This window comes from Methylobacterium nodulans ORS 2060 (assembly GCF_000022085.1).
Classification (GTDB): domain Bacteria; phylum Pseudomonadota; class Alphaproteobacteria; order Rhizobiales; family Beijerinckiaceae; genus Methylobacterium; species Methylobacterium nodulans.
This window is the reverse complement of record NC_011894.1, coordinates 7,356,181-7,373,956: the sequence shown is the minus strand read 5'-3', so window position 1 is coordinate 7,373,956 and position 17,776 is coordinate 7,356,181. Positions and strand designations below refer to the sequence as shown.

Here is a 17,776-nt window from a genome sequence, read left to right as displayed (position 1 = left end):
CCGCATGGACCCGCGCACGCTCTCCGCGCTGAAGGATGCGATCCGCTCGATCCCCGATTATCCGAAGCCGGGCATCGTCTTCCGGGACATCACCACCCTGCTCGGCGATCCCGGAGCCTTCCGGCGGGCGGTCGACGCCCTGGTGCATCCCTTCGCGGGCGGCCGGATCGATCAGGTGGCGGGCATCGAGGCGCGGGGCTTCATCCTCGGCGGCGCGGTGGCCCACCAGCTCTCCTCGGGCTTCGTGCCGATCCGCAAGAAGGGCAAGCTGCCCCACACCACGGTCTCGATCGCCTACGCGCTCGAATACGGCACCGACGAGATGGAGATCCATTCGGATGCCGTGAAGCCGGGCGACCGGGTCGTCCTCGTCGACGACCTCATCGCCACCGGCGGCACGGCGAAGGCCGCCGTCGACCTGTTGCGCCAGATCGGCGCCGAGGTGGTGGCCGCCTGCTTCGTGATCGACCTGCCGGAACTCGGCGGCGCCGCCAAGCTGCGGGCCCTCGACGTGCCGGTCTGGACGCTGGTGGAGTTCGAGGGACATTGATCCGATCAAGGCGCGGGATCCCCTCTCCCGCACGAGAGAAGGGATCCCGCGCCCTCTTTTCTCCGAACAGATCAACCGGAAGCCGTATCACGTCACGCGTTCACCATTGGGAGGCCCGCATGACCGATCTCGCCGCCCGCCGCGCAGCCTTTCGCGCCCTCCACGCGAGCGGCTGCTTCGTGATGCCCAACCCCTGGGACCTCGGCACGGCCCGCTATCTCGCCTCCCTGGGCTTTCCGGCTCTCGCGACCACGAGTTCCGGCTACGCCTTCTCCCGCGCCCTGCCGGACACCGACTGGGCGGTGCCCCGCGACGCCATGCTCGCCCATATCGCCGAGATCGCGGCCGCCACGGACCTGCCGGTCAATGCCGATTTCGAATCCGGCTACGCGCACGACCCGGAGGGCGTCGCCGCGAACGTGACGCTCTGCGTGGCCGCGGGCATCGCCGGCCTGTCGATTGAGGACGCGACCGGTGACCCCGCCAAGCCCCTGTATGACCGCGACCACGCGGTCGAGCGCATCCGGGCGGCGCGGGCGGCGATCGACGCGACCGGAGCGGACGTGCTGCTGACGGGCCGGTGCGAAAGCTATCTCACCGGCCATCCCGAGCCCCTCCGCGAGGCGATCCCGCGGCTGCAGGCCTATGCGGAGGCAGGGGCCGACGTGCTCTACGCGCCCGGCCCGAAGCGCCGCGAGGAGATCCGCGCCATCGTCGAGGCCGTGGCGCCCCGCCCGGTCAACCTGCTGGTGAGCACCAATGGCGGCCTCAAGGTGGCGGATCTCGCCGCCCTCGGCGTGCGGCGGATCAGCGTCGGCTCCTCGCTCGCCCGGACGGCCTGGACCGGCTTCATCCGCGCCGCCAAGCGCATCCGCGACGAGGGGAGCTTCGCCGGGTTCGACGGCTCGGTGAGCTTCGCGGAGCTCAACGGCTTCTTCCGCCAGGACCGCCAGGGACGATGACACAGGACAGCGATCCGGCGACCGGCCTGCCCATCGGCGCGCCCGTCACGCCGGCCGATCCGGCGCCCCGGCCGGAGCGGACCACCCTCAGGGGACGCTTCGTCACGCTGGTGCCGCTCGACGCGGCGGCCCACGGGCCGGCGCTGGCGGCCGGCGCGGTCGGCCCCGGCACCGAGGCCCTCTGGCTCTACATGTCCCGCGGCCCCTTCGCCGATGCGGCCGCCTTCCAGGACTACCTGTCGGCCAGCGAGGCCTCGGCCGACCCGCTCTTCTTCACGATCCTCGACGCGCGCTCCGGCCAGGCCCTCGGCCACGCGACGCTGATGCGCATCGACCCGGCGAACCGCACCATCGAGGTCGGCAACATCCTCTACACCCCGGCGCTCCAGCGGACGCCAGGCGCCACCGAGGCGATGCGGCTGCTCGCCGGCTACGCCTTCGACCTCGGCTACCGGCGCTACGAGTGGAAGTGCAACGCCCTGAACGCCCCCTCCCGCGCCGCCGCCGCCCGCCTCGGCTTCACCTTCGAGGGCCTGTTCCGGCAGGCCATGATCGTGAAGGGCCGCAACCGGGACACGGCCTGGTTCTCGATGCTGGACGGGGAATGGCCGCAGGTCGGCCAAGCCCTCGACCGCTGGCTCGCCCCGGAGAATTTCTCCGGCGAGGGCACCCAGCGCCTGCGCCTCTCGGGCCTCACCGCCGCGGCGATTCCGGGCCACCGCTTGCGTCGCGCGACACGGGCGGACCTCGCCGCCCTCGGTGCCCTGCAGGGCGCGGCCTATGCGCCGAACCGCGCGCTCCTCGGGGTCGAGCCGCTGCCGCTCCTCACACCCCCCGAGACGCTGCTCGCCCGCTACGAGGTCTGGCTCCGCCACGAAGGCGAATCGCTCGCGGGCGCGCTCATCCTCGATCCCCGGCCCGATCACCTGCTGGTGTGGAGCATCGCGGTCGATCCGGCGCATCAGGGCCGGAGGCTCGGCACCAGCCTGCTCGAAGCGGTCGAGGCCCGCGCGAAGGATCTCGACCTGAGGGATCTGCGCCTCTACACGGGAGAGAGGCTCGCGCGCGCCATCGGGTGGTATGCGCGCCACGGCTGGAAGACGGAGCGGGTCGAGGCCCGCCCGGATCGCCGCCTGGTGCACATGGCCAAGCACCTCGCGTGACGGGCGAACCGGGAGGGGAGCGCATGGTGGGACGTCTAGCGGGCAAGAGCGCCGTCGTGACGGCGGCGGGGCAGGGAATCGGCCGGGCGATCGCCGAGGCGTTCCTGGCGGAGGGCGCCCGGGTCCTTGCCACCGACCTCGATGCGGGCAAGCTCGACGGCCTGGCCGGGGCCGTGACGGCTCCCCTCGACGTGCGCTCGGACGAGGCGGTGGCCGCCTTCGCGCGCGGCGCCGGTCCGGTCGACATCCTGGTCAATGCCGCGGGCTTCGTGCATCACGGCACCGTGCTCGACTGCACCGATGCGGAATGGGACTTCGCCTTCGACCTCAACGTGAAGTCGATGCACCGCACGATCCGGACCTTCCTGCCGGGCATGCTCGAGCGGGGCAGCGGCTCGATCGTCAACATCGCCTCGGCGGTCTCGACCCTCGCCGCCGCCCCGAACCGCTACGTCTACGCGGCCACCAAGGCGGCGGTGATCGGGCTCACCATGGCGGTCGCCCGCGACTTCATCCGCCAGGGCGTGCGCGCCAACGCGATCTGCCCCGGCACGATCCAGTCGCCCTCCCTGGACGAGCGGATCGTGGCGCTCGCCGCCTCCACCGGCACGACGGAGGCGGAGGCGCGCCAGGCCTTCGTCGATCGCCAGCCGATGGGTCGCCTCGGCACGCCCGAGGAGGTGGCGGCGCTGGCCGTCTATCTCGCCTCGGACGAATCGCGCTTCACGACCGGCCACACTCATCTCGTCGATGGCGGCTTCGCGCTCTGATGCCCGCCTGAGGAGCCCCCGATGCACATCCTGATTCTCGGTGCGGCCGGCATGGTCGGCCGCAAGCTGCTCGCCCGGCTGGTGCAGGACGGGCAGCTCGGCGGCACGCCGATCAGCCGGCTGACGCTGCACGACGTCGTGGCGCCCGAGGCGCCCGCGGGCCTGCGCGCCCCGGTCTCGCTCTCGGCCTCCGACTTCTCGCTGCCCGGCGAGGCGGAGCGGCTGGTCTCCGGGCGGCCGGACGTGATCTTCCACCTCGCGGCCATCGTCTCGGGCGAGGCCGAGGCCGATTTCGACAAGGGCTACCGGATCAACCTCGACGGCACCCGGCGCCTGTTCGACGCCGTGCGGGCGATCGGGGAGGGCTACTGCCCGCGCCTCGTCTTCACCTCCTCGCTCGCGGTGTTCGGCGCGCCGATGCCGGAGGTGATCGGCGACGAGTACCTGACGGCGCCGCTGACGAGCTACGGCACCCAGAAGGCCATCGGCGAGCTTCTCCTGTCCGACTACACGAGGCGAGGCATCTTCGACGGCATCGGCATCCGCCTGCCCACCATCTGCGTGCGGCCGGGCAAGCCCAACAAGGCGGCCTCCGGCTTCTTCTCCGGCATCATCCGCGAGCCGCTCGCCGGTCAGGAAGCGGTGCTGCCGGTTCCGGATTCCGTACGCCACTGGCACGCCTCGCCGCGCGCGGCGGTGGGATTCCTGCTGCATGCCGCAACCATCGAGGGCGCGCGGCTCGGCGACCGGCGCAATCTCACCATGCCGGGCGTCTCCGTCACCGTGGCGGAGCAGATCGAGGCCCTGCGCCGCATCGCGGGCGACGCGGTGGTCGCCCGCATCCGCCGGGAGCCCGATCCGACCATCGAGCGCATTGTGGCGGGCTGGCCGCGCGCCTTCGACGCGCGCCGCGCCCGCGAGCTCGGCTTCACGGCGGAGCTGGATTTCGACAGCATCATCCGGGCGCATATCGAGGACGAGCTCGGCGGGCGGATCGCGGCCTGAAGCAATCCGGCGGGCGGAAGACCGCCATCCGGACGGGTCCACGGAATCGCCGCCAAGCCGTGGCGATTCTCCGCAAGTTGCGGGCCGCGAATCCCGCTTCAGCCTCGGTGATCCCATGACCATCCGGAGAGCGCTGCTCGCCGCCTGCGCGGTCCTTTCGGCAGGCCTCGGCTACGTCGTCTGGGCGGTGTGCACCGAGGTCGGCTACGCGGCGGGCGGACGCGCCCTCAAGGCGCAGTACGGCCTCGTCGTCCTGTCCCACCCCGAGTGGAAGAGCCTGCGGCGACTGGCCATGATGAAGGCCGCCGCGCAGTGCCGCTGGGACCTCGACGAGGCGTCCTGGCGCCGGATCTACCGCCTCTACGTGGAGGACGACCGCTCCGTCCGGGCTGCCGTCTATGCGCGGCTGCTGCGGGAGCAGGAGCGCTACTTCCAGGACGATGCGGACGACCGGCGATGCGGCGCGGCCTGGTCGCGCTTCGGGGCCCATGGCGCCGACCTGCCCAATCTCCTCCGGGCCTCGGCCGTGGCCGGCACGGCGACGGCCGTGCGGGTCGCTCCGTCGGATGTCCGGACCGCCGCCGGCTCCCGCCACGAATAGAGGCGACCGGCGTCACCGCACGAGGACGATCGGTCTCGGGCGCAGGCCGCTCAGGCCGGGATGCGCACGGTCGCCCTGAGGCCCCCGAGGGGGCTGTCGTGCAGCGAGACGTCCCCGCCATGCGCCCGCGCGATGTCGAGCGCGATGGCGAGGCCGAGCCCCGAGCCGCCCGCATCCTGGCGGGCATCGTCGAGGCGCACGAAGGGCTTGAACACCTCCTCGCGCCGGTCGGGGGAGATGCCGGGCCCGTCATCGTCGACGGAGACTGCGAGCCAGCGGCTCTCCTGGCGGGCGGTGAGCGCGATCGTGTCGCCGTAGCGCGCCGCATTCGCCGCGAGGTTGAACAGGCAGCGCCGGAACGCATCGGGCCGCACCGTCACGGTGGAGGGCCCCTCGACCGTCACCTCGCTCACATGGCCGCCGAGCCGCTCCACATCGGTCCGCAGATCCTCCAGCAGCGCCCTCAGGTCGACGGGCGCGGCGTGCTCGCCGGAATCGCCGCGGGCGAAGGCCAGATAGGCCTCCAGCATCCGGCTCATCTCCTCCACGTCGCGGGTCAGATCGTCGATCTCCGGGCCCTGCCCGATGAGCGCGAGGGAGAGGCGGAAGCGCGTCAGGATGGTGCGCAGGTCGTGGCTCACCCCGTTCAGCATCGTGGTGCGCTGCTCCATCGCCCGCTCGATGCGCCGCTTCATCTCGATGAAGGCGTGGCCGGCCTTGCGCACCTCGCGGGCGCCGCGGGGGCGGAACTCCACGTCGCGCCCCTTGCCGAAGCTCTCGGCCACGTCGGCGAGCCGCAGGATCGGCCGGATCTGGTTGCGCAGGAACAGGATCGCGACGCCGAGCAGCACCAGCGAGGTGCCGCCCATCCACAAAAGGAAGATGTGCGAGTTCGACGCATAGGCCTGGCTGCGCCGGGCGATCACCCGCATGACGCCGCCGGGGATCTCCACCCGGATCTCGATCAGGCTCGACCGCCCGACCGTGTCGATCCAGAACGGCCGCTTGATCTGGCGGCGGATCTCGTCGGAGAGGGCCTCGTCGAGGAGCGAGAAGAAGGGCCGAGGCCCGGGGGGCGGGATCCTGGCCCCCTCCAGGATGTCGACGTCGAGGTTGAGCCGCTCGGCCGCGATGCGCTGGAGCGTCTCGGCATCCCGGTCCTGCGGGTAGCTCTCGTAGATGTCGATGAGCGCCGAGATATCCGCCGTCACCGCTGCCGACAGGCGCTTGGTCACGAGCTGCCAGTGCCGCTCCATGAAGGTGTAGGCGATCACCGACTGGAGCAGGACGACGGGCGCGATGATGATGATGAGCGAGCGGGCATAGAGCCCCTTCGGGAGCCGCTCGCTGATCACCCGGCCGAGGCGCCGCCAGATCGCGCGGGGCCCGAGCCGATCGGCGAGGGAGGCGCGCGCGCCGACCGGCGCGGGATCCCCCTCGGAGCCCGCGATCCCGCCGGGCAGCGCCATCGTCTAGTCCAGGACGAGCCGGTAGCCGACGCCCCGCACCGTCTGCACGTAGCGGGGATTGGCCGGATCGTCCTCAACCTTGCGGCGCAGGCGGTTCATCTGCACGTCGATGGTGCGCTCGTTGCCGGCCTCGGCCCCGCCCGTCAGCGCCTCGCGGGCGACGTTCCCGCCCTTGGCGAGGGCCAGGATGGTGAGGATCTCCCGCTCGCGCTCGCTCAGGCGGATGGGCTCGTCGTCGCGGGTGAGTTCGCCGCGCTCCACCCGGAACAGGAAGGGCCCGAAGCGGACCGCGTCGAGGGGCACGGCGGAGCCCGGATTCTCGCTCCGGGCGTTGCGGCGCAGGATGTTGTTGAGCCGCAGGATCAGCTCGCGCGGGTCGAAGGGCTTCGGCAGGTAGTCGTCCGCCCCGATCTCCAGCCCCGTCACCCGGTCGTTCGGGTTCGAGCGGGCGGTGAGCATCAGGATCGGCACCTGGGAGGTCAGACGGATCTGGCGCGCATAGTCGAAGCCGGTCTCGCCCGGCATCATCACGTCGAGGACGAGGGCGTCGAAGACGAGGTTCGCGCCCTTCGCCCGCGCCTCCGCGGCGCTCGCCGCTGCGGTGACCCGGTAGCCGTTCTCGTAGAGGAAGCGCGAGAGGAGGTCGCGCAGGCGCCGGTCGTCGTCGACGACGAGGATGTGCGGTGCGTGATCCGGCAGGTCCGGGCGCGCGGCAAGCGCCGTCATCCCCTCAGGCCTCCTCGACCGCCCGCGGCGGCGCGGCGGCGATGAGGCGGCTCACGGCGGCGCGATCGCCCGGGTCGATCATGGCGAGGAGGAAGCGGCTCGCCGGCCCGCGGGCGGCCGGACCGGCCTCCGCCAGGGCCAGGCGCACCCGCTCGCCCTGGATGCGGGCGAGCTCGACGGCGAGGCGGCGGCCCTTGGGCGTGCAGGTGAGCAGCCGATGGCGGCGGTCGCTCGTGCCGGCGCGCTGCGCGATGTAGCCCGTCTCGATCAATTCCTTGAGCACCCGGTTGAGGCTCTGCTTGGTGATGCGCAGGATATCGAGGAGTTCGGCGATCGTGAGGCCGGGATTGCGCTCCACGAAATGCAGTACCCGGTGATGCGCGCGCCCGAACCCGTATTCCGCCAGGATGCGGTCGGGGTCCGAGACGAAGTCCCGGTAGGCGAAGAACAGGAGCTCGATCAGGTCGTAGGCGTGACCGGCCTCGGGCAGGTCCTCGTTGGCGGCCTCCGGCGGCTCGGAGGGGCCTGGTCGGGTCCGGGCTGCCTGCGTCACCGTCATTCCCCTCGTTTCCCGGGCCGAAGGGCCCTTCGGCCCCGCCGTCCCATTTACGTCAGCCTTGTTGACATATCTCAGCCTCGTTGGTACCCGTCAACCCCGCCGGCGCAACGAACGTACGCCATTCGGGCTTTCCGAGCACGAAGATTGCGAGCCGGGCCGCCTTCGCGGAAATGAACCGCAACCGAGGATCATCGACATGTCCGTCATCCCCTTCGACCAGCGTGAAGGCCACATCTGGTTCGACGGCCGCATGGTGCCGTGGGCGGACGCGAAGATTCACGTACTCACGCACGGCCTGCACTACGGCTCCTGCGTGTTCGAGGGCGAGCGCGCCTATGGCGGGCAGATCTTCAAGAGCACGGAGCATTCGGCGCGGCTGCGCCGCTCGGCCGAGCTCCTCGACTTCGAGATCCCGTTCTCGGTGGCCGAGATCGACGCCGCCAAGGCGCTCGTCCTCAAGGAGAGCGGCCTGTCGGACGCCTATCTGCGCCCTGTGGCGTGGCGCGGCTCCGAGATGATGGGTGTCTCGGCGCAGCACAACACCATCCACCTCGCCATCGCGGCCTGGGAATGGCCGAGCTACTTCGATCCGGCCACCAAGATGAAGGGCATCCGCCTCGACCTCGCGGATTACCGCCGGCCCGATCCGCGCACCGCCCCCTCCGCCTCGAAGGCGGCGGGCCTCTACATGATCTGCACCATCTCGAAGCACCGGGCCGAGAGGAAGGGCTACGCGGACGCCCTGATGCTCGACTGGGAGGACAACGTGGCCGAATGCACCGGCGCCAACGTGTTCTTCATCAAGGACGGGGTCGTCCACACGCCGATCGCCGACCGCTTCCTGGACGGCATCACCCGGCAGACGGTGATCGAGCTGGCGCGCCGCCGCGGCTACGAGGTCGTCGAGCGGCGCATCCGGCCCGAGGAGATGGCGGGCTTCACCGAGTGCTTCATCACCGGCTCGGCCGCCGAGGTGACGCCGGTCTCCGAGATCGGCCCCTACCGGTTCCAGCCGGCCACCATGACCCGGACCCTGATGGACGATTACAGCGCCGAGGTGCAGCCCCGCGCCAAGGCGGCCTGAGGGGCGGTCCGACCCCCATCTCTCCACGGCGCCCCGGACCCTTGTCCGGGGCGCCGCCCGGAACACGACGCGTGCCTCCCGCGTTGCCCGTATGAGAACAATACGTGAACAAAGGAGACACCATGTCGGCCAGGACAAAAGACCAGCGCAACCGCAACCCGAAGGCGGCTCCTCCCGACGCGGCCGGGGACGCGTCGAACCGGATCAAGGATCCGAAGGATTGGACGACCGGCGACGAGCCGATGACCGGCGCCCAGGCCTCCTACCTCAAGACCCTGTCCGAACAAGCCGGGGACCAGGACGCCTTCGACCCCGATCTCGACAAGGCGGAGGCCTCGGAGCGCATCGATGCGTTGCGTAAGGCAACAGGAAAGGCCTGATACGGCATCCGGTTGATCTTTTCGAGATGAGTATGCGCAGGAAGAACCCCTCTCCCGGGCGGGAGAGGGGATCCCGCGGTCCCCGCGCCCTCTTGTCTCCGAACGGATCAACCGGAAACCGTATGACGGCAGCGGCACCGTGCCCGCAAGGCGGCTTTTCTCGGGTCGTCTTAACGGATGTTGAGGAGGTCGCCTCGTAGCATGGGTCGGTCCGGCGGAGGGAGGGTGTCGTGTTCGGGAATTGGCTGCGCGCCAGATCCGTCCGACGATTCCTGAACGACGGGGCGGGCTCGACCGCCATCGAATATGCGATGATCGCCGGATTGATCTTCCTGGCGGTGGCAGTGTCCCTCAACCTCTACGGCGCCTCGACCGGGAGCCTCTACACCAGCCTCGGCAACAAGGTGGTGGAGGTTCTCTCCCGGCCGTGAGCCCGGCGCCGCGACGAGGCCCGGCCGCTACTCGGCCGCCAGGCCGAGATTGTCCAGGCACTGGCGGATCTGCGCGGCGAGCGCATCGGCGAGCGGCATCGGCTCGGGCAGCCGGTGGCGCATCAGACCGATCCGGCAGGCGGGCAGGGCGGGAAAGCCCTCCGACGGGCTGAGGATGCGCATGCCCGGGCGCAGGGCGCTCTCCGGCAGGACCGAGACGGCGAGGCCAGCCTGCACCGCCGCGCCGACCGCGGTCGAACTCCAGCTCACGAACAGGATGCGGCTCTGGCGGCCGGCCCGCTCCAGGGCCGCGAGAGCGGCGGCGCGCCAGACGCAGGTCGGGCGCCCGAGGGCGAGCGGCAGGGGCGTCTCCGCATGCACGCGGTGGCGGCTCGACGTGACCCAGAGCAGGGCCTCGGTGCGGATCGTCTCGATGCCGCCGCGCTGGCGCGCCTCCGTGACGATGGCGAGGTCGAGGTCGCCGCTCGCGATCCGCCCGAGCAGCATGTCGGTGGGCTCGCAGATCACCGTCACCTCGGCCCGCGGATGGGCGCGGGCGAAGCGGGCCAGGATCTCCGGCAGGTAGCGGTCGGCGTAGTCGTCCGGGAGCCCGAGGCGCACGCGGCCCGCAAGGTCGGCCTCGCCGAAGGTGGCGAGGCACTCGGTCTGCAGCTGCACGATCCGGCGCGCGTAGTCGAGGAGCCGCTCGCCGTCATCGGTGAGCCGGACGCCGCGCCCGGCGCGCGAGAAGATCGCACGGCCGACCCGCTCCTCCAGCCGCTTCATCTGCATCGAGACGGCCGATTGCGTCTTGTGCACGAGGTCGGCGGCCTGGGTGAAGGAGCCGCTGTCGGCGATCGCCACGAGGGTGCGGAGCTGGTCGATGTCGAGGGGGTGCACGGAGGCGGCCTTCTCATCAGCATCCGTGATCTGACACATCTCAAGCATTCGCTCAACGCATCGGTCGAACCGGGGTATGAGGGCAGCGCGGCTGAGCCTCGGAACGGCTGCCGCTGGAGGTCAGGATGACGTTCGGTTTCGCTCCCCTCGGTGTTCTCTCGCTGGTCCTCCGGGCCGGTCGCGTGACCGGTCAGGGCATTGCGCAGGCCGCCCGCCTTCTCAGCCACCGGCGCGCCGCCCGCCGCCTCGCCGAGCTCGACGACCGCATGCTCAAAGACCTCGGGCTGACGCGCTGCGAGGTGGTGGGCGCCCTCACGCTCCCGTGGCGGGACGACCCGACCATGCACCTGGCGGATCGACGACAGGCTCGGGTCCCGGGTGCATCAGTGCGCATGAAGATCGTAGCCAGCGACGGGCGCCGCGTCGGGCCCAACCTCGCCGTCTGAGACGGGCAGGGGTGCCGCGCCGGCCCCGGCGACCCGCGCCGCGCCGGTCCCCGCCGGGACCGGCCGGCGCTCCAGGACGCCGACGACCCGGACGGCGCCGATCAGCGCGGCAGCGCCGAAGATCAGGGATCCGGCGCCGACGCCGACGATCACGCCCTCCGGCCCGCCGAGATGGGCGCCCAGCACCGCGAAGGGCATCGTACCGAGCGTCGCCCGCCCCCAGTTGAAGGCGGTCGAGAGCAGCGGAAAGCCGAGATTGTTGAACGCCGCGTTGGCGACGAACAGAAGCCCGTTGAAGAGCCAGATCCCGCCGCCCACGAGGCAAAAGACCCCGACGATACGGGCGGCCTCCCCGTCGAGGGCGAAGCTGCGCGCGATCGCCTCCCGCCCGAGCACCAGGGCGAGCCAGACGGCGAGGATGTAGACGGCCGTCACCAGGACGCAGTCCCGCAGGATCCGGCGCATCCGGTCGAAGCGCTGCGCACCCCAGTTCTGGCCGAGGATCGGCCCGACCGCGCCCGAGAGCGCGAACAATCCCCCGAAGGCGACCGGGATCAGCCGCTCGATCACCGTGTTGGCGGCGACGGCCTCAGTGCCGAATCCGGCCATGACCTGGGCCTGGAAGGCGCTCGCCACCGGCGGCGCCAGGTTCGTCAGCACGGCGGGCAGCGCGATGCGCAGCACTTCGGGCGCATCCGCGAGCACGGCGCGGCCGCGGGGGCGGGCCACCATCCGGTGCACGCTCACCGCCCCGTGCCAGCCCACCCCCGCGAAGGCGAGGCGGGCCGCCACCACGCTGAGCGCGGCCCCATCGAGGCCGAGCCCGAGGCCGAAGATCAGCAGTGGATCGAGCAGCGCCGTGACGGCGGCGCCCCCGATCGTCACCGCCATGGCCCGGCGCGCATCGGCGACCGCCCGCAGCACGCCCGACAACCCCATGCCGAGTGCCATGAGCGGCACCGAGGGGAGGGAGATCAGGAGGAAGCGCCGCGCGATCGGCACGCTGTCCGGCCCGGCCCCGATCAGCCGCAGGAGCGGGTCGAGGAGCGGCAGCAGGACGGCGAGGACGATGAGGCTGGCGGCGAGCGTCAGCACCAGGGCGGAGGCCGCGATGCGGCGCGCCGCCGCCCGGTCGCCGGCGCCGAGGGCCCGCGAGACCAGGGCGCCCACCGCGATCATCATGCCGATATTGATGGCGACCGCGAAGACCTGGAGGATCGTCGCGAAGCCCACCGCCGCGGTGAGGAGGGGATCCCCGAGCCAGGACACGTAGAGGAGCGACAGCAGGTCGACGGCGAAGACCGCCATCAGGCCGACCGATCCGGTCGCGCCCATCACCACCACATGGCGCAGGGTCGAGCCGGTGACGAAGGCGGCCTCGCCCGCCGCGAGGGCCCGCGACGCCTCAGGCATCGTCGGCGACCGGCTCCGGCGCAGGCTCCGGCTCCGGCGGGGCGGGACGCTCCTTGGCGATGATGTCCTGCGTCTCGGCCGTCAGCGCCCGCGACGAGCGCTTGGGGGTCGTCAGCGGCTCGGGCTTGATGCGGACCAGGCTGCGCATCGGGTCACTGCGGTCGAGGGGCTCGCCTGCCTGCTGCAGGACGAGGCGGGCGACGTCGCGCTTGCGCACGTCGTCGGCGATGCCGGCGGCCTCGGCGGCCGCGACGCCGAGCGCCTCCAGGGTGGCGCGGCCGAAGGCGAGGGCCGATTCCACCGTCTCGCGGATGACGAAGTCCACGTCCCGGTTCATCGCCTCGATCGCCTGCACCCGGTCGAAGGCCCGCACGTAGGTGCGGGCCGAGGGGAACTCGGCATGGACGAGGTCGATGATCTTGAGCGTCTCCTCGGGATCGTCGATGCAGATGCAGATCAGCTCGGCGCGCCCCGCCCCCGCCGCGCGCAGCACGTCGAGACGGGTGCCGTCGCCGTAATAGACCCGGAAGCCGAAGCGGGCGGCGCTGCGGATCTGCTCCACGTCCTTGTCGATCACCGTGACGCTGATGCCCTGCGCCAGCAGCACCTGGTTGAGGATCTGGCCGAAGCGGCCGAAACCGACCACGAGGACGCGGGCCTCCGCGTTCTCGATCACGTCGTAGGCCGGTTCGAGGGCACCGGTGCGGCGGCGGGCGAGGAACCCGTCGAGGCCCTTGGCGGCAAGCGGGCCGACCAGCATGGTGAGCGCCGCGAGCGCGATGGCGAGCCGCCCGGCCGCGCCGTCCACGATGCCGAGCTCGCCCGCCACCGGCAGCAGCACGAAGGCGAACTCGCCCGCGGGCGCGAGCACCGCCGCGCCGCGCAGGGCATCGAGCCAGGGCGAGCCGAACAGGCGGAAGAGCCCTGCCACGATGGTGGTCTTCAGGAGGATCGCCGAGACCATGGCGGCCGAGAGGCCGAGCCAGTGCGCGCGCACCAGCGCCACGTCGATCGACATGCCGACGCTCATGAAGAAGAGGCCGAGCAGCATGCCGCGGAACGGCTCGATATCGGCCTCGAGCTGGTGGCGGAAGTTCGATTCGGCGAGAAGCAGGCCGGCCAGGAAGGCGCCCATCGCCATCGAGAGGCCGACATGCTCCATCAGGAGCGCCGTGCCGAGCACGACGAGAAGGGCGGCGGCCGTCATCACCTCGCGGGCGCCGCTCGCCGCCAGAAGCCGGAAGAACGGGTTGAGGCCGTAGCGCCCGACCACCACCGCGGCGACCACCGCCGCCACCGCCGAGCCGGTCGAGGACAGGGCCTCGCTGAGCCAGTTCTCGCCAGCACTGGTGCCGGTGGAGGCGAGCAGCGGCAGCAGCGCCAGGATCGCGACGATCGACAGGTCCTGGAACAGCAGGATCGCGAAGGCGCGCTGGCCGTAGGGCGCGCCGAGGTCGCGGCGCTCCTGCAGCAATTGCAGGGCGACGGCGGTGGCCGAGAGGGCGAGCGCGATGCCGACCACCACGGAAGCGGCCGGCGCCAGTCCCCCCAGCATGGCGAGCCCCCCGAGGGCCGCCGCGCAGGTGACGAGCTGCAGGGTGCCGAGGCCCAGGATGTCGCGCCGCAGCGAGATCAGCCGCGAGATCTCGAGTTCGAGCCCGATGATGAACAGGAGCAGGACCACCCCGAGTTCGGAGACGCTGCGCGCCGTCTCGGCCTCGGGGATGAGCGAGAGCCCGGACGGCCCGATCACCACACCTGCCGCGAGATAGCCCAGAACGGCGCTCTGGCCGAGCATGCGGACGATCGGCACCCCGATCACCGCGGCCGAGAGGAAGGTCAGGACCGGCGGCAGGAAGCTGGCGTGGTCGGCGGTACTCGCCATCGCGGACGGGCTCCCGGGCGTAAAACGAGGGACCTCTACCCTTAACCCGGGGCCGCCCCGCAAGGCGAGACGCCCCGCTTAGGCCTCACGCCCGGCGGGGCGGGGATGCGTCCGCCGGGCGCTCCGCCCCCAGGGCCGGCTGCTCGGCCTATGGGGGCGGCTGCCCGACCCCCGGGAGAGCGACCAGCCCGGCCCCGGCAGCGATCCAGACCAGATGGGCGTCGGTGCGCGCGCCGAGCTTCGCCTTGATCAGCGAGAGATTGTTGTGCACCGTCTTCAGGCTCAGGCAGAGGGCCTCGGCGATGGCCTTCGAGGTCGCCCCGGCGGCCGCGAGGGCCAGGATCTCCACCTCGCGCGGGGAGAGCCCGTCCAGCGCCGAGCGCCCCCGGGCGACCTCCGCCTCCGCGAGCGCCCGCGCGATGTCGGCGCTCATTGCCCGCGCGCCCCGCATCACCGTGCCGACGGCCTCGACCAGCTCGCGCGGCGGGCTCGCCTTGGTGACGTAGCCCGCAGCCCCGGCCTCGAAGGCCTTCGCGGCGAGCGCCGCGCCCTGCCGCATGGTGAAGACGAGGATGCGCGCCTGCCGGTCCCACTGGCGGATGTGACGGATCGCCTCGATGCCGCTCGGGCCCGGCAGGGACAGGTCCAGGATCACCAGGGCGGGCGCATGCGCCTTGTAGAGGCGATAGGCCTCCGCGGCCGTGTCGGCCTCCGCGATGACGCTGAGGCCCGGCTGGCGCTCCAACAGGCGGCGGTAGCCCTCGCGCACCACCGGATGGTCGTCGACGAGCAGGATCGTGGTGGTCACGGCGCCCCCCTCGCCAGCATCGGCACGACGGCGCAGGCGCGGATGCCGGTCCCGGTGCCGGTGATGCTCACCCGGCCGCCGAGCGCGGCGATGCGCTCGCGCACGCCGAGGAGGCCGCGACCGGGCGCCGTGCGGAGGCGTCCGGCATCGCCGCCGCCGTCATCGTCGACGACGAGCGTCACGCTGCGCCCATCCCCCGGCGCCCGCAGCACCCGCAGGAAGACTCGGCCCGGGCGCCCGTGCCGGACCGCGTTCGTCAGGAATTCCTGGGCGATGCGGTAGAGGCTCAGGGCGGTCGGGGGCGGCACGTCGGCGAGGTCGCCGACCACGTCGATGTGGAACTCGGTCCCGGGGCGGCCCCCGGCCCCCCAGCCGGCCACGAGGGCGCGCAGGCTCCCCTCCAGACCGAGTTCCTCGATCTCCGGCGGTTCGAGCCGCGCGAGCGCCCCGCGCAGCGTTTCCATCATGCGCGCGGCGTTGCGGCCGATGGCGAGCGCGTCGGCGCGCAGATCCGGGCGCCCGTCGGCCGCCTCGGCGGCGATCGTCTCGGCGAGGGCGCCCGTGGCGGTGAGGCATTGCCCGAACTCGTCGTGCAGGTCCCGGGCGAGGGCCCGGCGCTCCTCCTCCTGAACCTGGAACAGGCGCAGCGTGAGGCTCCGCCGCTCCGCCTCGGTGCGGGCGAGGCGCTCGGCCATGGTGTTGAAGGCTGCGGCGATCCGGTCGAACTCCCGCACGGTGAAGGCCGGCAGGCGGGCGCCCGCATGGCCGGCCTCCAGCGCCCGCAGCCCGTCCACGATCCGCCCCGCCGGGGCGAGGAGCCGGCCCGCCGCGAGCCCGATGAGGAGCATCGTCGCGCCGACCATCCCGGCCGCGATGCCGGCGAGATCCCGGACCTGCCGCCACGCCCGGCCCGCGGAGGCCGCCGCCTCGGGCCAGGCCGTCGCCACCCCGATGACGCGGCCCCGGTAGACGATGCTGCGCATTGCCGGCGGACCGGAGCCCGCCGGGACGGCGGCGCGGAACCAGCCCGGTGCCTCGCCCCATCCCTCCCAGCCGCCGCAGAGCCGCCGGGGCGCCTCGGCGGCGAGGGCGACCTCGGCGCAGATGCCCGGCAGGACGGCAAGGACGGGAGGGGCCGCGTGCCCTTCGGGGTGTGCCTCGGCCGCCGCGGCCGGACCAGCGCCCGCGCTGCCGAGCCCGGGCTGACGCGCATACTGCTCGGCGATGCGGCGGGCGGAGGTCTCGGCCTCGGCCTGCAGGCCCTGGCGGACCTCGACCACGATGAAGGCGATCCCGCCCGCGAGGCAGAGAGCCGCCGCCAGGAGGACGTGAAGGGCGAGGCGGGCGAGAAGGCTCATGGAGGAAGCCTAGAGCAGACGAAGTGGATGCCGGTTCGTCGCAGAAAATGCGGCAAAAACAAAGAGCTAGAGCAGGATACGTTCACTGTGGACCGGATCCTGCTCGAGCGGCGGGCAAGATTCGTGGAGAGGGTTTCCGGCAGCGCCGCACCGGATCCCGGAAGCCGCATCTTGGCCTCGCGCGCGGGCGGTTCCGCAAGCCGGTGCGCAGGGGATCGGGAAGAATGCCCGCCTCCGGACGGGAGCTGCTCCCTGGCGCCGCCCGCCGCAACCCTGGATGATCGCGCCCTCCACCTCCCAGGAAGCCCCATGACCTGCCTTCTCTCACGCCGCTCCCTGCTCGCCGCCTCCGCCGCCCTCGCTCTCGCGCCCCGCGCGCGGGCCGGGGACGCCGCCTCCACCCGTGTGGGGGCCTTCATGGTGACGCCGCTGCTGGACGGGCTCTTCCCCCTGGAGCCGCGGATGATCCCCGGCGCCGAGAGCGAGGAGGGGCGGGCCCTGCTCGCGCAGGCGGGCCTGCCGCCCTCCGGGCCGTCGCCCGAGCCGGTCAACGCCTTCCTGATTCGCCGCCGGGACCGTGCCTGGCTGCTCGATGCGGGCTGCGGCACGGTGTTCGGGCCGGGCTTCGACCGGGTCGCGGGAGCGCTCGCCGCGCAGGGCCTCGATCCCGCGCGGATCGAGGCGGTGTGGCTCACGCATCTCCATGCCGACCATGCCGGCGGGCTGCTGACGCCGGAGGGCCGCGCCCGCTTCCCGCAGGCGGAGCTCGTGCTGCAGGAGGCGGAGGCCGCCTTCTGGGGCGATCCCGCCTCGCGGTCCCGGGCCCCCGCCGAGATGGCGCCGTTCTTCGACACCGCGCAGACCGTCCTGACGGCCTATGGCGACCGTCTGCGCCGCGTGAGCGGCGAGGCCGTGCTGGCGCCCGGCGCGGCCTTCCTGCCGCTGCCGGGGCACACGCCGGGCCATGCCGGCGTGGTCCTGGAGGACGGGCCCGACCGGCTGCTGATCTGGGGCGACGTGGTGCATTCCCGGATCCTGCAGTTCCGGCACCCCGGCTGGACGGTGATCTGGGACGCGGACAAGGCCGAGGCCGAAGCGACGCGCCGGCGCATCTTCGACCGCGCCGCGGCCGAGCGCCTGCCCGTGACGGGCATGCACCTGACGGGGCGGGGCAGGGTCGAGCGCCTGCGCGACGGCTACGCCTTCGTGGCCTGACCGGGCCCGCGCGGGCCGACCGCGCCGCCAGCGCGCATGGGTGCGCGGCGT

19 protein-coding genes are annotated in these 17,776 nt (G+C 72.4%); 11 read left to right on the top strand and 8 right to left on the bottom strand.

The window, feature by feature from the left end:
- The first annotated feature begins 4 nt into the window (after positions 1 to 4).
- The 6 genes from MNOD_RS34435 to MNOD_RS34410 all read left to right on the top strand — a co-directional run bounded on the left by MNOD_RS34435 (position 5) and on the right by MNOD_RS34410 (position 5,051).
- Positions 5 to 550 carry an adenine phosphoribosyltransferase gene (locus MNOD_RS34435; protein WP_015933579.1) on the top strand — a complete coding sequence of 182 codons (546 nt, stop codon included), beginning with the start codon at positions 5 to 7 and terminating at the stop codon, positions 548 to 550.
- A 119-nt stretch (positions 551 to 669) separates the two neighbouring features.
- Positions 670 to 1,512 (top strand): isocitrate lyase/PEP mutase family protein, encoded by an 843-nt coding sequence (locus MNOD_RS34430; protein ID WP_015933578.1) that lies wholly within the window; start codon positions 670 to 672, stop codon positions 1,510 to 1,512.
- Positions 1,509 to 2,675, top strand: coding sequence for a GNAT family N-acetyltransferase (locus MNOD_RS34425; RefSeq protein WP_015933577.1), 1,167 nt, complete (start codon positions 1,509 to 1,511; stop codon positions 2,673 to 2,675). The genes MNOD_RS34430 and MNOD_RS34425 overlap by 4 nt, the downstream gene beginning before the upstream one ends.
- A gap of 23 nt (positions 2,676 to 2,698) precedes the next feature.
- A complete protein-coding gene (locus MNOD_RS34420; RefSeq protein ID WP_015933576.1) occupies positions 2,699 to 3,445 on the top strand; it encodes an SDR family oxidoreductase in 747 nt (248 codons plus the stop codon).
- Positions 3,446 to 3,466: 21 nt separating this feature from the next.
- Positions 3,467 to 4,450 carry a D-erythronate dehydrogenase gene (gene denD, locus MNOD_RS34415; RefSeq protein ID WP_015933575.1) on the top strand — a complete coding sequence of 328 codons (984 nt, stop codon included), beginning with the start codon at positions 3,467 to 3,469 and terminating at the stop codon, positions 4,448 to 4,450.
- 115 nt (positions 4,451 to 4,565) lie between these two features.
- A complete protein-coding gene (locus tag MNOD_RS34410) occupies positions 4,566 to 5,051 on the top strand; it encodes a hypothetical protein (protein ID WP_015933574.1) in 486 nt (161 codons plus the stop codon).
- A 50-nt stretch (positions 5,052 to 5,101) separates the two neighbouring features.
- Here the strand turns inward: MNOD_RS34410 and MNOD_RS34405 are convergent, their stop codons facing one another.
- Genes MNOD_RS34405 through MNOD_RS34395 form a run of 3 tightly spaced genes read right to left on the bottom strand, consistent with a single transcriptional unit; the run spans position 5,102 to position 7,805 of the window.
- On the bottom strand, positions 5,102 to 6,520 hold the full coding sequence (locus tag MNOD_RS34405) for an ATP-binding protein (protein WP_015933573.1): 1,419 nt from the start codon (positions 6,518 to 6,520) through the stop codon (positions 5,102 to 5,104).
- Positions 6,521 to 6,523: 3 nt separating this feature from the next.
- The gene (locus MNOD_RS34400) at positions 6,524 to 7,246 is read right to left on the bottom strand and encodes a response regulator (protein WP_015933572.1); all 723 of its coding nucleotides are present in this window, start codon (positions 7,244 to 7,246) and stop codon (positions 6,524 to 6,526) included.
- 4 nt (positions 7,247 to 7,250) lie between these two features.
- On the bottom strand, positions 7,251 to 7,805 hold the full coding sequence (locus MNOD_RS34395) for a MarR family winged helix-turn-helix transcriptional regulator (protein ID WP_015933571.1): 555 nt from the start codon (positions 7,803 to 7,805) through the stop codon (positions 7,251 to 7,253).
- A 196-nt stretch (positions 7,806 to 8,001) separates the two neighbouring features.
- On the opposite strand from MNOD_RS34395, the gene MNOD_RS34390 reads away from it, so the two are divergent.
- From MNOD_RS34390 to MNOD_RS34380, 3 genes are all read left to right on the top strand, one after another.
- The gene (locus MNOD_RS34390) at positions 8,002 to 8,889 is read left to right on the top strand and encodes a branched-chain amino acid aminotransferase (protein ID WP_015933570.1); all 888 of its coding nucleotides are present in this window, start codon (positions 8,002 to 8,004) and stop codon (positions 8,887 to 8,889) included.
- A gap of 122 nt (positions 8,890 to 9,011) precedes the next feature.
- Positions 9,012 to 9,269: a DUF3072 domain-containing protein gene (locus MNOD_RS34385; protein ID WP_015933569.1), complete on the top strand. Its 258-nt coding sequence runs from the start codon at positions 9,012 to 9,014 to the stop codon at positions 9,267 to 9,269.
- 230 nt (positions 9,270 to 9,499) lie between these two features.
- Positions 9,500 to 9,700: a Flp family type IVb pilin gene (locus tag MNOD_RS34380; protein ID WP_015933568.1), complete on the top strand. Its 201-nt coding sequence runs from the start codon at positions 9,500 to 9,502 to the stop codon at positions 9,698 to 9,700.
- A gap of 27 nt (positions 9,701 to 9,727) precedes the next feature.
- Here the strand turns inward: MNOD_RS34380 and MNOD_RS34375 are convergent, their stop codons facing one another.
- On the bottom strand, positions 9,728 to 10,639 hold the full coding sequence (locus tag MNOD_RS34375; RefSeq protein ID WP_050783578.1) for a LysR substrate-binding domain-containing protein: 912 nt from the start codon (positions 10,637 to 10,639) through the stop codon (positions 9,728 to 9,730).
- Positions 10,640 to 10,725: 86 nt separating this feature from the next.
- Between MNOD_RS34375 and MNOD_RS44525 the strand changes: the two genes are divergently transcribed.
- Complete coding sequence (locus MNOD_RS44525) at positions 10,726 to 11,046, top strand: DUF1127 domain-containing protein (protein ID WP_015933566.1); 321 nt, start codon at positions 10,726 to 10,728, stop codon at positions 11,044 to 11,046.
- Here the strand turns inward: MNOD_RS44525 and MNOD_RS34370 are convergent.
- The 4 genes from MNOD_RS34370 to MNOD_RS34355 all read right to left on the bottom strand — a co-directional run bounded on the left by MNOD_RS34370 (position 10,984) and on the right by MNOD_RS34355 (position 16,510).
- The gene (locus MNOD_RS34370; protein ID WP_015933565.1) at positions 10,984 to 12,459 is read right to left on the bottom strand and encodes an MATE family efflux transporter; all 1,476 of its coding nucleotides are present in this window, start codon (positions 12,457 to 12,459) and stop codon (positions 10,984 to 10,986) included. The genes MNOD_RS44525 and MNOD_RS34370 overlap by 63 nt on opposite strands.
- A complete protein-coding gene (locus tag MNOD_RS34365) occupies positions 12,452 to 14,344 on the bottom strand; it encodes a monovalent cation:proton antiporter-2 (CPA2) family protein (RefSeq protein ID WP_015933564.1) in 1,893 nt (630 codons plus the stop codon). Before MNOD_RS34365 ends, MNOD_RS34370 begins: the two co-directional genes overlap by 8 nt.
- A 148-nt stretch (positions 14,345 to 14,492) precedes the next feature.
- Positions 14,493 to 15,152 (bottom strand): response regulator transcription factor, encoded by a 660-nt coding sequence (locus MNOD_RS34360; RefSeq protein ID WP_015933563.1) that lies wholly within the window; start codon positions 15,150 to 15,152, stop codon positions 14,493 to 14,495.
- On the bottom strand, positions 15,149 to 16,510 hold the full coding sequence (locus MNOD_RS34355) for a sensor histidine kinase (protein ID WP_015933562.1): 1,362 nt from the start codon (positions 16,508 to 16,510) through the stop codon (positions 15,149 to 15,151). Before MNOD_RS34355 ends, MNOD_RS34360 begins: the two co-directional genes overlap by 4 nt.
- 309 nt (positions 16,511 to 16,819) lie before the next feature.
- Between MNOD_RS34355 and MNOD_RS34350 the strand changes: the two genes are divergently transcribed.
- Positions 16,820 to 17,725, top strand: a complete 906-nt coding sequence (locus MNOD_RS34350) for an MBL fold metallo-hydrolase (RefSeq protein ID WP_015933561.1) — start codon at positions 16,820 to 16,822, stop codon at positions 17,723 to 17,725.
- The last annotated feature ends 51 nt before the right edge of the window (positions 17,726 to 17,776 follow it).

What these genes read in the sequence shown, in the direction of transcription:
- MNOD_RS34435 (WP_015933579.1), top strand. Translation starts at nt 5, where the DNA reads ATGGACCCGCGCACGCTCTCCGCGCTGAAGGATGCGATCCGCTCGATC.
- MNOD_RS34430 (WP_015933578.1), top strand. Translation starts at nt 670, where the DNA reads ATGACCGATCTCGCCGCCCGCCGCGCAGCCTTTCGCGCCCTCCACGCG.
- MNOD_RS34425 (WP_015933577.1), top strand. Translation starts at nt 1,509, where the DNA reads ATGACACAGGACAGCGATCCGGCGACCGGCCTGCCCATCGGCGCGCCC.
- MNOD_RS34420 (WP_015933576.1), top strand. Translation starts at nt 2,699, where the DNA reads ATGGTGGGACGTCTAGCGGGCAAGAGCGCCGTCGTGACGGCGGCGGGG.
- denD (WP_015933575.1), top strand. Translation starts at nt 3,467, where the DNA reads ATGCACATCCTGATTCTCGGTGCGGCCGGCATGGTCGGCCGCAAGCTG.
- MNOD_RS34410 (WP_015933574.1), top strand. Translation starts at nt 4,566, where the DNA reads ATGACCATCCGGAGAGCGCTGCTCGCCGCCTGCGCGGTCCTTTCGGCA.
- MNOD_RS34405 (WP_015933573.1), bottom strand. Translation starts at nt 6,520, where the DNA reads ATGGCGCTGCCCGGCGGGATCGCGGGCTCCGAGGGGGATCCCGCGCCG.
- MNOD_RS34400 (WP_015933572.1), bottom strand. Translation starts at nt 7,246, where the DNA reads ATGACGGCGCTTGCCGCGCGCCCGGACCTGCCGGATCACGCACCGCAC.
- MNOD_RS34395 (WP_015933571.1), bottom strand. Translation starts at nt 7,805, where the DNA reads ATGACGGTGACGCAGGCAGCCCGGACCCGACCAGGCCCCTCCGAGCCG.
- MNOD_RS34390 (WP_015933570.1), top strand. Translation starts at nt 8,002, where the DNA reads ATGTCCGTCATCCCCTTCGACCAGCGTGAAGGCCACATCTGGTTCGAC.
- MNOD_RS34385 (WP_015933569.1), top strand. Translation starts at nt 9,012, where the DNA reads ATGTCGGCCAGGACAAAAGACCAGCGCAACCGCAACCCGAAGGCGGCT.
- MNOD_RS34375 (WP_050783578.1), bottom strand. Translation starts at nt 10,639, where the DNA reads ATGTGTCAGATCACGGATGCTGATGAGAAGGCCGCCTCCGTGCACCCC.
- MNOD_RS44525 (WP_015933566.1), top strand. Translation starts at nt 10,726, where the DNA reads ATGACGTTCGGTTTCGCTCCCCTCGGTGTTCTCTCGCTGGTCCTCCGG.
- MNOD_RS34370 (WP_015933565.1), bottom strand. Translation starts at nt 12,459, where the DNA reads ATGCCTGAGGCGTCGCGGGCCCTCGCGGCGGGCGAGGCCGCCTTCGTC.
- MNOD_RS34365 (WP_015933564.1), bottom strand. Translation starts at nt 14,344, where the DNA reads ATGGCGAGTACCGCCGACCACGCCAGCTTCCTGCCGCCGGTCCTGACC.
- MNOD_RS34355 (WP_015933562.1), bottom strand. Translation starts at nt 16,510, where the DNA reads ATGAGCCTTCTCGCCCGCCTCGCCCTTCACGTCCTCCTGGCGGCGGCT.
- MNOD_RS34350 (WP_015933561.1), top strand. Translation starts at nt 16,820, where the DNA reads ATGACCTGCCTTCTCTCACGCCGCTCCCTGCTCGCCGCCTCCGCCGCC.